This is a genomic window from Microbacterium sp. Y356, assembly GCF_059445355.1.
This window is the reverse complement of sequence record NZ_JCAIUE010000001.1, coordinates 2,484,407-2,497,648: the sequence shown is the minus strand read 5'-3', so window position 1 is coordinate 2,497,648 and position 13,242 is coordinate 2,484,407. Positions and strand designations below refer to the sequence as shown.

The following is a 13,242-nucleotide window of genomic DNA, read 5'->3' as shown; positions in this document are numbered from 1 at the left end:
CCACTTACCAATCATGCCCATTCACCAATCATGCACTGTTCCGTCGGCGAGGCGGTTGTAGGGCAGGTAGGCCTGCTCGTACGGGTACTTGCCTGCTTCGTCGACGTCCAAAGTGACGCCAAGGCCTGGCTGGTCGCCGGGGTGAAGCATGCCGTTCTCCCAGGTGTACGACTGCTGGAACACCGAATCCGTCGCTGCGGAGTGCTGCATGTACTCCTGGATTCCGAAGTTGTGAATACTCAAGCCCAGATGCATCGCCGCAGCCATCCCCACCGGGGAGATGTCCGTCGGTCCGTGCATACCGGATTTGATCTGGTACTGCGCCGCGTAGTCCAGCGTCTTCTTCAACGGGCTGATTCCACCCATGTGCGTCACCGCACCGCGGACGTAGTCGATCAGCTGCTCACTGATCAGGTCCCTAAAGTCCCAGACCGTGTTGAAGATCTCACCGATCGCCAACGGCGTCGTCGTGTGCTGACGCACCAGGCGCAGCGCTTCTTGGTTCTCGGCCGGCGTGCAGTCCTCGAGCCAGAAGAGGTCGTACGGCTCCAGCGACTTGCCAAGCTGCGCCGCCTGGATCGGCGTCATCCGGTGATGTCCGTCGTGCAGCAGCGGCAGTTCGGGGCCGAACTCGTTGCGCACCGCCTCGAACACGCCGGGCAGAGTGCGCAGGTATGCCCGCGTGTCCCAGTCCTCTTCCGTGGGCGTGGCACCACGACGTGCCGGCTCGTGGTCGTAGCGGATGCTGCCGTCGCCGGTGTCCGCGGCCTGCGAGGCGATCCCGTAGATCGCCTTCAGCCCCGGCACGCCGGTCTGCACGCGGATCGAACGGTACCCCTGCTCCTGATGCGCGCGGATGGAGTCGAACAGCTCCGGCAGTTCCTTGCCAGAGGCGTGGCCGTATGCCATCAGCCCGGTGCGGCTCGCGCCGCCCAGCAGCTGGTACACCGGCATCCCGGCAGCCTTGCCCTTGATGTCCCACAGCGCCATGTCGACCGCGGCGATGGCCGCCATCGTGACCGGACCCCGACGCCAATACGCCGAGCGGTAAAGGAACTGCCAGGTGTCTTCGATGCGGTGCGCATCCTTGCCCAGCAGCAACGGCACCACGTGGTCCTTCAAGTAGCTCACGACTGCGAGCTCGCGTCCGTTGAGCGTCGCATCGCCGATGCCGACGTGCCCCTCATCCGTCGTCAAACGCAGCGTGACGAAGTTCCGGCCTGGGCTGGTGACAATCACTTCAGCCTTGTCGATGATCATGGGTCCTCCAGTGGTGTTCATCAGTTCTGTGCGAATTCGGCAGCGGCGTTGGTGACCGCCGCCACGATCTCAGGTTCGGTGAGGCGCTGATCGATCAGCGCCAGCAGCGCTGGCACTGCCGCCGATGTATCCAGTGTGGCGGCATCCGCCACTGCGGCGCCATTGCTGTCTGCCGGAAGCCGGCCGTCCAACGCACCCGCAACCCAGGCTGCGAGCACGCGGATACATGCCGCGCCTTCACGGCCGGCAGCACGCTCTGCGAACAGCACCTCGGGGATGCGGGCTCGCAGCTTGGTGGTGCCGTCCTGGCCGATCTGCGCAAGCAGGTGCTGGATGCGAGCGTTGTCGAACCGCTCCAGCAGAGCCGTGCGGTAGTCGTCTATGCCGAGGTGAGGCTCGGTGAGATGGCGTGCTGCTTCGTCCCACAGCTCACCCACCCAGGCACGAATCTGCGGATCACCAATCGCCTGCGCCACTGTCTCGTGGCCGCGAGCAGCACCCGCGTAGGCGAGGAACGAGTGCGAGCCATTGAGCAGCCACAGCTTTCGACGCTCGAAGGGGTCAATATCGTCGACGAAGCGCGCCCCAGCCTTCTCCCACTCCGGCCGTCCTGCAGGGAACTCCCCGCTGATCACCCAGTCGTGGAAGGGCTCGGTGACGACCGGGCTGCGGTCGTCCCATCCGGTCTGCTCGCGCACCAGCGCAATCTCACTGGATGTCGTCTTAGGCGTGATGCGGTCGATCGAAGTCGAGGGGAAGCTCACGTGCGCGTTGAGGTAAGCGAGGGTGTCGGATGCTCCGGCCAGCTCTGCGAACGAGGTCAGCGCCTTCCGGGTCAGCTCGCCGTTGCCAGGAAGGTTGTCACATGAGACGACGGCGATCGGTCCGGAATCCGAACGACGCCTGGCCTCGAGACCGACGAGCAGTCGGGCGAGTGCCGTCCGAGGCGCCGTCGACAGGTGAAGCACATCCGCACCCAGGTTCGAGCGCAGCCAGTCGACGTCGTCCGCGACCACGGGGTTGCTCAGGTCGGGGCGATGCTCGGCATCCACCGCATAGCCCGCCTCGGTGATCGTGAGGGTGACGAGCGCTGTTGCTGGGTCGGCGAGTGTTGCAGCAAGGACATCGACACGGGCTCCATCGACCGCATCGACGATGGAGTCGATGAGCGTGATGCTGTCACCAGCACCGGAACGCTCGATCAACGAGTAGAGGCCGTCCTGGGCCGCGAGTTCTTCCGCGGCGGTCGCACTGCGCCCGGTGAACGCGCGGATTCCCCACTCGTTCGCCTCGTCGGCGACGTCGGTGTACCAGGCCTGATGTGCGCGATGAAAGGCGCCGAGACCGAGATGCACGATGCGCACCGGCGCGCGATCAAACGCGCGCCCAGTGCGAGCAGAGGCCGACGCGCGGTCGAGCCCGGAGGTGACGGTACCGGTCATTGATTGAGAGTCGGTCACAGCTTGAAGGCCTTTCGCGGCACGGTCGTCACGAGGTCGACCGCAATGCGCTCGGCCTGCGCACGAGACAGGCGTCCTTCGCCGACGAATCGCGCGAGGAAAGCGGCATCGAGGCGGCGCGCCATGTCGTGACGGGCGGGGATCGACAGGAACGCCCTGGTGTCGTCGATGAAGCCGGAGCCGCGGTAGAAGCCGGCGGTCTCCGTCACGGCCGAACGGAAGCGGAGCACAGCATCCGGAGCATCCAGGAACCACCAGGGCACTCCGATGAACACGCTGGGATAGAACCCCGCGAGCGGAGCGATCTCACGCGAGTAGACCGTCTCATCCACGGTGAACAGGACGAGGTGGAGGTTCGGCTCCAGCCCGTGCTTCTCGAGCAGTGGGCGAATGTTCTGCGTGTACGTCGTCGTCAGCGGAATGTCGTGTCCAGTGTCCGCGCCGTACCCTTCGAACGTCGCCGAGGAATGGTTGCGGTACACGCCGGGGTGGATGGTCATGACGAGACCGTCACGCGCGCTCATCCCCGCCATCCGCAGCAACATGTTGCCACGGAACTCGCGGGCACCGGCAGCATCCAACTCGCCGGCGACCGCGCGGCGGTAGAGCGTGGCGGCGTCGTCATCGCTGAGATCGACAGTGTACGGATCGATGACGCCGTGATCTGCCGAGACCGCACCGTGGGCGATGAAGTGGGCGCGGCGCGCTTCGAGAGCGGCGAGATAACCCTGGAAATCGTCCGGGGCACTGCCATTGGATGCCGTTAGCCGCTCGATCCGCTCACGGAATCCTGCAGCCGACGGGTCGAGGTACGCGTCAGGGCGGAAGGTCGGCAACACGCGTCCGGTGAAGGTTTCGTCGGCGGCGAGCGCCGCGTGCACGGCCAGGTCGTCCATCGGATCGTCAGTGGTGGCCATCACCTCGATGCCGAACTTCTCGAACAGTGCACGAGGCCGGTATTCGGGCTCGGCCAGCCGCTCCGCGATTGCGTCGTAGATGGTGTCCGCTGTCTCGGCAGACGGCTCGACGTCAATCCCGAAGAGGGTGACGAGCTCGTGCGTGAGCCAGTAGCCGGATGCCGTGCCCGCCAGCAGATGCCAGTTTTCGGCGAACAGTCGCCACACCGAGCGCGGGTCGGCGCCTTTCGTGCTGCCTGCGCCGAGAGAAGCGAGGTCGACACCCGCGGCATGCAACAGCCGCGTGACGTAGTGATCCTTGGTGATGAACAGCTCGGCCGGGTCGGAGAAGGGCAGATCATCGAGCAGCATGGCAGGATCCACGTGCCCGTGCGGAGAGATGATCGGCAGGTCGGCGACCAAGGCATAGAGGTCGCGTGCGACCGCCCTGGTTGCGGGGTCTACAGGCAGAAGGCGGTCATCGTCTAGTTCGAGCGGCACTGGCATCCCTCCATAATTCAGACGGTCTGCGCGGACGTCAACCGGTTGCCATATGTGGCCGTGGAGCGGTTCGGTCATGATGTCACTGCGTGTCGATGTGCACGGCGACGCGCTCGAATCCGGCTCCGCGCACTGCACGCAGCACTTCGGAGCGCAGCGGATCACCGGTGAGCACCGGAATCTCGTTCAACGGAACGTCAAGGCACGCGAGCTCTCCGTGGGCACGGACCCGCACGTGGCCGAGGCCCAGCCTGCCCAGTTCTGCCTCTGCCATCTCGGCCTCAGCAAGCATGTCGTCGTTGTTCACGCGGGTCCTCATCGTCGTGCGCTCAGCGCTGTCGTAGTTCATGACAACTCCATTCAGTCCTCGCGGCAACAAAGCAGCAATCGGTTGCCATCAGTTGCATAGCTGACCTAGGCTCACGGCATGACTGAGGAGCCCTCTACCGACGCCGTGCGCAAAGCGCGCCCGACGATCTACGACGTTGCCAAAGCCGCCGGAGTCGCACCTTCCACCGTATCCAGGGCGTTTTCTCGCCCTGGCCGCGTCAACGCCGAGACCGCAGAGCGAATCAGACAGATCGCCGCCGGCATGGGCTACCGCACCAACCCCCTCGCCAGAGCGCTACCGACCGGTAAGACCTCGCTGCTCGCGATCATCGTCGCCGATGTGACCAACCCCTTCTTCTTCGAGCTGCTGCGCGGCGCGGAGGATGCCGCGACCAAGGCCGGCTACACGCTGCTGGTCGCCGATGTGCAGGAATCTGTCGAGGCCGAGCGACAAGCGCTCGACCGCGTGTTGCCCATGGTCGAGGGCGTTGTGCTCGCCACCTCTCGCATGTCCGACTCGTCCATCCGTGTCGCCGCGAAGCAGCGCCCGACAGTGGTGCTCAACCGCTCGATGAGCGATATCGCCAGCGTCGCGACAGACAATGCGCGCGGCATGCGCCGAGCCGTCGAGCATCTCGGCACACTCGGACACACCGGCATCACGTACGTCGCGGGCCCCGACGCGTCGTGGGCCAACGGCATCCGGTGGCAGGCGCTGCGCGAGGCGTGCCATGAGCTCGGGCTCCGCGCACGACGCATCGGACCCTTCTCTCCGACACAGGCCGGCGGACTCTCCGCAGCCGGTGAACTCACCTCGTCGCCGAGCACGGCCGTGATTGCCTACAACGATCTGCTCGCGATCGGTCTAATGCGCGGACTGCAGAGTCTCGGCATACGCATTCCTGAAGACGTCTCGGTTGTCGGCTTTGACAACATCTTCGGCGCAGACTTCTGCACCCCGCAGCTGACAACAGTTGCCGCGCCCCTTCGCCAGCTGGGAGCCGTCGCCGTGCAGATGCTGCTTGATGATCTGCGTGGCACGCCTCGGATTCCGCGCACGTCGCCCGGAGGCCCGCTGAAGACGGCGCTACTGCCCGCTCGCCTTGTCACCAGGGCGTCCACGGGGCCAGCGAACCCGACGAACGACTGGCCCAACGGCGGCCGTCCGGCGTTCACGGACGACGACGACAGCTGACCCAGGGGTGTCAGCATCCCGATCACGAGCGCGAGGCAAAGCATGGCAACTGGTTGCCAAGATCTCGATGCAGATGGATGAATGTATAAAACCGGTCGTTGCAGACCGCTGTCCCCACACTCACAGCATTTCAAAGGAGAACTTCATGCGAAGCAATACTCGGATCGCCTTCATGGCGGCCACCGCGATCGCAGCGCTCACCCTGGCCGGATGCTCCGGCACCGGTGCCGACAGCGACGCCGGCGACAGCGCCGACGGCGGGAGCACCAGCACCACCGTCATGAAGCTGGCACTTAACCAGCCTGAGACCCACCCCTCATACATCGCGCTCGAAGCCTTTGGTGAGCAGCTCAAGGAGGCCACCGACGGCCGCTGGGACATCGAGGTGCACGCGAACAGCACCCTCGGCAACCAAGACGAGTACCTGCAGTCCGTCAGCCAGGGCGTCATCGACCTCGCGATCGTCTCGGCGCCGCAGCTGGAGAACCTCAACGAGGACTTCGTCCTCTTCAGCCTTCCCAAGGTCTTCGACAACATCGACCACCAGATGTCGGTGCTGGACGATAAAGAACTCGTCGGCGACGTGTACTCATCGCTCGAGGAGAGCAACAACATCTCCGTCGTCGGCGGCCTCACACAGGGTGAGCGCAGCATCTACACCAAGGACGGCATCGTCGAAACGCCAGCCGACCTGGCGGGCAAGAAGATCCGCGTACAGGAGAGCCCCGTCTTCCTCGCGATGATCGAAGCCCTCGGCGCCTCCCCCACCCCGTTGCCGTTCGGCGACGTGTATAGCGGTCTGCAGTCCGGCGTCGTCGACGGCGCTGAGAACAACGAGATCTCGTACTTCAGCAACAAGCACCACGAGGTCGCACCCTACTTCTCGCTGACGCGTCACCTGGTCGGTGCGGACTTCCTGATCATCAACAGCGACACGCTCGCCGAGATGTCAGACGAGGACCGCGCAGCCTTCGACGAGGGCTGGACCGGCGCATGGGAGCACCACACCGAACTGTGGAAGACCGACACCAAGAAGGCCATCGCCGATGCCGAGGCCGGCGGCGCCGAGTTCGCTGAGGTCGACACCGAGGCCTTCGCAGAAGCCCTCGAGCCCCTGATCGACGAGTTCCTCACCGAGGACTCCCAGATCGCTCTTTACGAAAGCATCCGCAGCGCTGCAGAGTAAGACTTGACGCACCCGGCGAGGGCGCAGGGCGGTCGCTTAGACCGCTTGGCGTCCTCGCCGGTCCGCTCAGGCTCCATCCCGCAACGACGACGTGCGAAATCGGCGACAGCATTCTGCTGTCAGGCCGGAACGGAGGACACCGTGACCACGAACCCACCCGATGACGCCGGCGAGGCGAACCCTCCGGCCGGCGCCACCCGCTGGCATGGCCTGATGACTGTGCTTGGCACTGCCCGCAAGGGCGTTGATCGACTGCTCGGATGGCTGTGCATCATCGTCTTCGTGGCGCTGGTCGTCATCGTAGCCTGGCAGGTCTTCACCCGCGAGGTGCTCAACAACACCGCACCGTGGACGCAGGAGGCCGCACAGTACAGCTTCGTCATCCTGGCGATGATCGCTGCGGCGTATGTCTTCTCCGAGCGAGGGCACATCGCGGTCGAGATCCTCATCGAGAAGCTCCCGCTGCGCGCACGTCGCGCTGCCGCTGTGGTGATCGAGCTCATCGTGATCTTCTTCATCGTCGCAGTGTTCATCATCGGCGGCATCGCCGTCGCCCAGAACTCCTGGCAGCAGAGCCTCTCATCACTCCCCTTCACAATCGGGCAGATCTACCTGATCATGCCGATCGCTGGAGTGCTCATCCTCTTCTACTCCATCGTGCAGATCATCGGCCTCCTCGCCGGTGTCGAGGATCCCACCCCCGACACCAACGACATCAGCGAGGCGATCTGACATGGACACCATCACACTCGTCGCGTCGATCGTCCTGATCGCCGGCATCGCCATCGGTATCGCGATCGGCCTTCCGGTCGCTGTCGCCATGGGCCTGCCCTCGGCAATCGCGATCTTCATCCTCCTTGGCGACTGGGAGGGTGCGACATTCACTGCGTCCCAGAAGATCTTCCAGGGCAGCAATTCTTTCAGTCTGCTCGCGATACCGTTCTTCATACTCGCTGGCGGACTCATGAACACCGGCGGCATCGCCGCCCGCCTCATTGATCTGGCCCAGGTCGTCGCCGGTCGCCTGCCCGCATCGCTCGCGCAGACCACCATCGTCGCAAACACGATGTTCGGCGCAGTCTCCGGTGCGTCCGTCGCCTCCGCCGCCGCCATCGGCACCGTGATGACGCCGCGCATGCAGCGAGAGAAGTACGACCCGGCGTTCTCCGCCGCCGTCAACGCGGCCTCGTCGCCGGCAGGGATGCTGATCCCACCGAGCAACACTTTCATCGTGTACTCACTCGTCTCGAGTACCTCGATCGGCGCCCTCTTCATGGCCGGAGTCGGCCCCGGGCTCCTCTGGGCTGCGGTGTGCATCGTGGTCGTGGCCCTCTACGCCCGCAAGCACCCGGAGCTGCGTCTTCCCAAGGGCTCGGCACGCCCGAACTTCGGGCAGGTCATGATCGTCTTCCTGAAGGCGCTGCCCGCTCTGCTGATGATCTTCGTCGTGATCGGCGGCATCCTCAGCGGCATCTTCACTGCGACCGAATCCGCGGTGATCGCCGTGCTGTACTGCTTCGTGCTCGGCCTACTGCAGCGCACTCTTCCGATCAGGGAACTGCCGAAGATCATCCTCGAGGCCTCCAAAGTCACCGGCATCATCATGCTTCTGATCGGCGTCTCCGGCATCCTCGGCTACGTGCTCGCGTTCGCTCGCATCCCGCAACTGGTGACCGAGGGACTGCTCGGGTTCACCGACAACGTGGTAGTTGTGCTGATCATCATCATGATCGTTCTCCTGCTCGCCGGCACCGTGATGGACCCGACACCGGCAATCCTGATCTTCACGCCGATCTTCCTGCCTGTCGTCGTCGCCATGGGCGTCAGCCCGATCCACTTCGGCGCGATGATGGTCTTCAACATGTGCCTCGGGAACATCTCGCCCCCGATCGGCAACAACCTGTTCGTCGCCGCCCGCGTCGCGAACGTGCGCCTGGAGAAGGTCATCGCGCGGCTCTGGCCGTTCTTCTGGGCACTCGTGGTCGGCCTGTTCATCGTCGCGTTCGTACCTGCGCTGTCGATGTGGCTGCCGGAGACTCTCGGCCTGATCCGCTGAGCGTTGACCAGCTGAGGCTGTCGGCGACTGCATCGCATTCGCCGACAGCCTCAGTGCTGCGTCTAGCCGACCACGGTCATCTCATTCGGAACCTGTGGCAGCTCCGCAGCGGCAAGCTGTTCACCTGTGGTGGCATCGATCGCGAGGATCGTGCTGTTTGCGGCATCCGTCACGTAAACGACGTCGCCATAGGCAGCAATCGCCGGGTGCGGCTGCTGCCACTCGGAGGGCCCCTCCCAGGCATCGATCGCGTCGTAGGATGCCGTGATCGCACCGGTCGCCGGATCGATGACGTGCAGCTGTCCGTCAGAGCCGATAAGCACGGCGTCACCATTTTCCACACGGGTCACGCCGCGGAAGGTGTAGCTGATCCCCTCTGGAAGCTCAGCCTTCTCGAGGGTCTTCGCCTCGGTGTCGATCAGCGCGATGTCCGTCAGGAGGTAACCCTCAAGGTCGGGGTCATCCTTGTAGTCCATGACGACAAGCGGGCTGTTCTCGGAAACGTACGCGTTGCCGATGCGGCCGAAGTCATCCGGCGAGGTGAGCTTGGTGATCGCTCCGTCGTCGAACACGAGCGCGCCGTTCTCGCAGCCGAAGACGACCGCCTCATGCTGCGCGGTGCCCTCGCCGTGAACGCCGGGGCATTCGGCGCTGATCGCGATCTCAGTGCCAGCGGCATCAACGGCACGGATGCCGGTGCGGCCACTCGCGTCGCCGACGGTCGTCACGAAGGTGCCATCCTCCAGCAGCACGGATACACCGTGGTGAGCCTCGACCCCTTCGATGACCTGCGCCTCCGGCAGGCTGCCGTCGACATCCGCGAGGGATGCCGTGTCGAAGATCGTGGTGTCGCTAGTCGCGTCGTCGTAAAGCACGGTCTTGCCTCCGTGTCGGACGACGTGTCCGGCGGCGTCCGCCTCGATGACCAGGTCGGTGAGCTCTGGCTCGCGCACATTGAGCAGCTGGAAGCCCTCTGACGTGGTCACGAACGCGTGACTCCCGTCGCCCGCGTCGTTGAGCCGGACGAAGTCTTCGGTCGGCAGGTCATCGATCACCTCGAGAGTCTCACCGTCGACGACGAGCACGCCTCCGGCGTAGGCCACCACGACGCGCGGTCCGTCTGTGGAGGCATCCGAGGCGGCGGGAGCATCCGAGGTGGTCGGAGCGGAGCCCGGAGATTCCGCCGCTGGTTGGGCACTGCACCCTGCCAGCAGTAGCGCGGTGACTCCCACGCCGACCGCGAATCGTGCGGTTCGGTTCAGCTGTGTCATTGTCTTCCTTTCGTGTCGCCCTTTCAGGCGGTGGTCTTTCAGGGGGTGTTCTTTTCGGGGGGCTCAGGTGGAGTTCAGCGGTTGAGGCCCGCTGTGATGCGCTCGGTGTTGACGCGCAGCATGTCGAGGTACGTGTCGCCGGGTTCTCCGGGCGGCGCGAGCGACTCGGTAATGAGCTCGACGACCGCTACCTCGCGGTCGGCCTCCTCGGCGAGCACCTGCACGAGTCGGTCGGGTTGCGAGGACTCGGCGAAGATCGTGCGGACCCCGGCAGCGTCGATCGCGTCGACGAGTTCCTGGAGGTCAGCGGGGCTGGGTGCGGCGAGCGTGGTGCCACCGGGGATGGCTGCCCCCAGCAGCGTCACGTCGTACCGGCGAGCGAGGTAGCCGAAGACATGGTGATTGGTCACGAGCGCGCGGCGCTCTGCCGGAATCTCCGCCAGCGCGTGCGCCATCTGATCATCGATCGAGACGAGAGCCTCCCGGTATGCCGCCGCTGCGGCCAGCACATCCGCCTGCCCCGCACCAGCGAGCTCCGCGAGTGTCGGCGCGAGCGCATCGACGATGAGGACCATCTGCGCGGGGTCGGTCCAGAAGTGCGGGTCGGGGCCTGCGCCCTCCGCATACTCGAGAACCTCGACATGATCACCGGCCGCCACGACGGGCACGCCCTCTGCAGCTGCGGCGTCGACGTGCTGCGCGAGTCCCTCCTCGAGACCGAGGCCGTTCGCCACGATGAGCTCTGCGTCTCGCAGACCAGCAGCCTGCTGCGCGGAAAGCTCGAAGGAGTGCGGATCGGCGCCGGGCGCCATGAGCGTGATGACCTCCAGCTGATCGCCCGCGATCTCGGAGACCACGTCGCCGAGGATGTTCGTCGTGACGTAGACGCGTGGCCGGTCGGCATCCATCAGAAGACCAGTGCAGCCGGCGAGGCCGGCGGTGACGGCTGCCGCCGCAAGCACGGCAGCAGTGATTCTGCGCACGCGGTTCATCGGCCTGTCCCAGCGAGACGCAACGGCGACGTCGCCGACTCGAACACGCGGGCGATGCGCGCATTGTCGGCCGCGTCGATCTCCCACATCACGTTCTCTGCCGGACCGTTCAGATACGCCCGGTTCTGATCGACGACGAGGGTCACGCCCGTCGCGAGCTCAGGGTCAGCGAGGGATGCCGCGACGAGAGGGGCGGTCCTGGCGACGATCTCGCCGTCAGAGAGCACGAGTACCGAGCCGTCCGCAGCCAGGGCGAGCACTCGTTCCGCCTCATCATCAACCGCTGCAACCTGCACGATCTCCTCCCCGACATCGTGGAACGTCCAGCTGCGTTCGCGGGTGTCAAGCAGCCACACTCCCTCATCCCCTGCGAGTGCGGCCACGGTCGGGCGTGCCTTCCGCGCATCGAAAGCGGTCGCGATCGGCGCAGCGTCCACGGGGTACGGAACTCGTTCCCATTTCTCGGGATCGCCACCGACGGCGAGCGCCGCTCCGTCTGCGCATCCGATGACGACGCCGACGACCGTCGTGATGCTTCCCGCCGCGTTCGCGCACGGGATGGAGTCACCCGCTGTTCCGTCCGCGGCGACGATGCGCAGCGTCTGTGCCGTCCCCTCGGCATCCGCCTCAGTCATGACCGCGCCAGTGGTCAGCGGGATGACGAGACCCACGTGCGGCTCGACAGGAATGCGGAAGTCCTCCACGATCTGCCCCTCGGCCAGCGCCGGAGTGTCGATCAGCACGGCTTCATCGTCGAACAGGATGCCGGCGCCTGTCTCTCCGGCGGTCACTGTCGCGAGGCCGCTGCCTTCGATCTCTCCGATCACGTGCGAAGGCGCTTCGTAGTAATGGAAGTGGTCGATGTGGCTCCAAGTCCAGACGCCGCTGTCGATGACGGTCACCGATCCGTTCCGGATGCCGAAGAGGTACCGCCCGTCCGTCACGAGGTCATCAATCGGCTCGATCTCGGCGAGGACCGATGACTCTTCGTCGAGGAGGTCGAGGTGATGCACAGTTCCCTCCGCGTCCACGGTGGTCAGATGCAGAGCGGGTTCTGCGAGCTCGTGCGCGCCCGCAATCTCGCCATGGCTGTCCTCGATGGCGGTGCCCGCCGACGGGTCGGAGCTGGCAGGGGCTGCGGCGCATCCGACAAGGGCGAGGAGCAGGATGCCGGATACTCCGGCGGCGCGGTATTTCATGCGGTCATTTCAGTGAGGGCGCGACGGCGCCAGGTGATGTGGGCTGACAGCAGCCCGTGGAGCGCAGCGGACGCTGCGGCCGAGAGGATCGCGACGAAGGCGATCGTGGCGCCGGCGGCGGTGCCGGCGTGCCAGGAGACGAGGAGACCGATGGCGACGGACGCGGTGCCGATGAGTGCGGCGAGTGCCATGGTCGAGGGGATGCGCGTGGCCCAACGCCCTGCGGCGACTGCAGGACCGAGCAGCATGCCGACGACGAGCAGCGAGCCGACGGCCTGATATGCCGCAACGACGGCAAGTGTGATGAGTCCGACCAGGAGCACGTGCGCGATCCGGGGGTGGAGCCCCAGCAGCTGCGCCTGCCGCGGGTCGACGGTCACTGCAACGAACGAGCGGTGGCCTACGACTGCGACAGTCAGCGTGATGACGGCCACGATTGCGAGCGTGAGTATGTCTGACGGTTCGGCAGCGAGGATATCGCCGAACAGGATGGCTGTCGCATCCGTCGCAAAGCTGCGCGAGGCAGAGATCACGATCACGCCGAGCGCGAGGCTGGCCACGAAGAGCAGTCCGATGCTGGTGTCGGCGGAGAGTCGTCCCCGCCGCTGAAGCGCGCCGATGCCTACGGACATGCCGGCGGCGCTGACCGCCGCGCCGAGAATCGGCGGAATGCCGAGCAGCGTCGCGACGGCGATGCCCGGGAGCATTCCGTGCGCCATGGCCTCTCCGAGGAACGCCATCCCACGGAGCACGACCCAGGTGCCGACGACGGCGCAGATCACCGCGACGAGCGCGCCGGTCAGGAGTGCACGCTGCACGAAGGAGACGGTGAATGGATCAAGCAAGGAGGACACAGTGAGTGACTGTAGCAGTTATTGAGAATGATTTTCATTTGC

12 protein-coding genes are annotated in these 13,242 nt (G+C 65.4%); 4 read left to right on the top strand and 8 right to left on the bottom strand.

Translation table 11 applies throughout. The features are described from left to right. Positions 1-21 precede the first annotated feature (21 nt). The 4 genes from manD to AC1C2Q_RS11980 form a co-directional block, all read right to left on the bottom strand. Entirely contained in the window at positions 22-1,260 is a 1,239-nt protein-coding gene (gene manD / locus AC1C2Q_RS11995) for a D-mannonate dehydratase ManD (RefSeq protein ID WP_495450300.1), read from the bottom strand. 20 nt (positions 1,261-1,280) lie between these two features. Continuing rightward, on the bottom strand, positions 1,281-2,702 hold the full coding sequence (locus tag AC1C2Q_RS11990; RefSeq protein WP_495450299.1) for a mannitol dehydrogenase family protein: 1,422 nt from the start codon (positions 2,700-2,702) through the stop codon (positions 1,281-1,283). Between the two features lie 14 nt (positions 2,703-2,716). Continuing rightward, positions 2,717-4,123: a glucuronate isomerase gene (uxaC, locus tag AC1C2Q_RS11985; RefSeq protein WP_495450579.1), complete on the bottom strand. Its 1,407-nt coding sequence runs from the start codon at positions 4,121-4,123 to the stop codon at positions 2,717-2,719. A 76-nt stretch (positions 4,124-4,199) separates the two neighbouring features. After that, complete coding sequence (locus AC1C2Q_RS11980) at positions 4,200-4,466, bottom strand: hypothetical protein (protein WP_495431324.1); 267 nt, start codon at positions 4,464-4,466, stop codon at positions 4,200-4,202. A 78-nt stretch (positions 4,467-4,544) separates the two neighbouring features. Here AC1C2Q_RS11980 and AC1C2Q_RS11975 point away from each other — a divergent pair, with 78 nt between their 5' ends. The 4 genes from AC1C2Q_RS11975 to AC1C2Q_RS11960 all read left to right on the top strand — a co-directional run bounded on the left by AC1C2Q_RS11975 (position 4,545) and on the right by AC1C2Q_RS11960 (position 8,884). Then, positions 4,545-5,642 (top strand): LacI family DNA-binding transcriptional regulator, encoded by a 1,098-nt coding sequence (locus tag AC1C2Q_RS11975; RefSeq protein WP_495450298.1) that lies wholly within the window; start codon positions 4,545-4,547, stop codon positions 5,640-5,642. A 145-nt stretch (positions 5,643-5,787) separates the two neighbouring features. Then, positions 5,788-6,828: a TRAP transporter substrate-binding protein gene (locus AC1C2Q_RS11970; protein WP_495450297.1), complete on the top strand. Its 1,041-nt coding sequence runs from the start codon at positions 5,788-5,790 to the stop codon at positions 6,826-6,828. 141 nt (positions 6,829-6,969) lie between these two features. Beyond that, a complete protein-coding gene (locus tag AC1C2Q_RS11965; RefSeq protein WP_495450296.1) occupies positions 6,970-7,560 on the top strand; it encodes a TRAP transporter small permease in 591 nt (196 codons plus the stop codon). Position 7,561: 1 nt separating this feature from the next. Further along, the gene (locus tag AC1C2Q_RS11960) at positions 7,562-8,884 is read left to right on the top strand and encodes a TRAP transporter large permease (RefSeq protein WP_495450295.1); all 1,323 of its coding nucleotides are present in this window, start codon (positions 7,562-7,564) and stop codon (positions 8,882-8,884) included. 62 nt (positions 8,885-8,946) lie between these two features. On the opposite strand, the gene aztD is transcribed toward AC1C2Q_RS11960, so the two are convergent. The 4 genes from aztD to aztB all read right to left on the bottom strand — a co-directional run bounded on the left by aztD (position 8,947) and on the right by aztB (position 13,200). Then, the gene (aztD, locus tag AC1C2Q_RS11955) at positions 8,947-10,155 is read right to left on the bottom strand and encodes a zinc metallochaperone AztD (RefSeq protein ID WP_495450294.1); all 1,209 of its coding nucleotides are present in this window, start codon (positions 10,153-10,155) and stop codon (positions 8,947-8,949) included. A gap of 74 nt (positions 10,156-10,229) precedes the next feature. Next, positions 10,230-11,147, bottom strand: a complete 918-nt coding sequence (locus AC1C2Q_RS11950) for a metal ABC transporter solute-binding protein, Zn/Mn family (RefSeq protein ID WP_495450293.1) — start codon at positions 11,145-11,147, stop codon at positions 10,230-10,232. Beyond that, positions 11,144-12,346 (bottom strand): hypothetical protein, encoded by a 1,203-nt coding sequence (locus AC1C2Q_RS11945; RefSeq protein WP_495450292.1) that lies wholly within the window; start codon positions 12,344-12,346, stop codon positions 11,144-11,146. The genes AC1C2Q_RS11950 and AC1C2Q_RS11945 overlap by 4 nt, the downstream gene beginning before the upstream one ends. Further along, on the bottom strand, positions 12,343-13,200 hold the full coding sequence (gene aztB / locus AC1C2Q_RS11940) for a zinc ABC transporter permease AztB (RefSeq protein WP_495450291.1): 858 nt from the start codon (positions 13,198-13,200) through the stop codon (positions 12,343-12,345). The genes AC1C2Q_RS11945 and aztB overlap by 4 nt, the downstream gene beginning before the upstream one ends. Between the last annotated feature and the right edge of the window lie 42 nt (positions 13,201-13,242).

Coding starts and splice junctions, on each gene's coding strand:
- manD (WP_495450300.1), bottom strand. CDS start 1,260: ATGATCATCGACAAGGCTGAAGTGATTGTCACCAGCCCAGGCCGGAAC.
- AC1C2Q_RS11990 (WP_495450299.1), bottom strand. CDS start 2,702: ATGACCGGTACCGTCACCTCCGGGCTCGACCGCGCGTCGGCCTCTGCT.
- uxaC (WP_495450579.1), bottom strand. CDS start 4,123: ATGCCAGTGCCGCTCGAACTAGACGATGACCGCCTTCTGCCTGTAGAC.
- AC1C2Q_RS11980 (WP_495431324.1), bottom strand. CDS start 4,466: ATGAACTACGACAGCGCTGAGCGCACGACGATGAGGACCCGCGTGAAC.
- AC1C2Q_RS11975 (WP_495450298.1), top strand. CDS start 4,545: ATGACTGAGGAGCCCTCTACCGACGCCGTGCGCAAAGCGCGCCCGACG.
- AC1C2Q_RS11970 (WP_495450297.1), top strand. CDS start 5,788: ATGCGAAGCAATACTCGGATCGCCTTCATGGCGGCCACCGCGATCGCA.
- AC1C2Q_RS11960 (WP_495450295.1), top strand. CDS start 7,562: ATGGACACCATCACACTCGTCGCGTCGATCGTCCTGATCGCCGGCATC.
- aztD (WP_495450294.1), bottom strand. CDS start 10,155: ATGACACAGCTGAACCGAACCGCACGATTCGCGGTCGGCGTGGGAGTC.
- AC1C2Q_RS11950 (WP_495450293.1), bottom strand. CDS start 11,147: ATGAACCGCGTGCGCAGAATCACTGCTGCCGTGCTTGCGGCGGCAGCC.
- AC1C2Q_RS11945 (WP_495450292.1), bottom strand. CDS start 12,346: ATGAAATACCGCGCCGCCGGAGTATCCGGCATCCTGCTCCTCGCCCTT.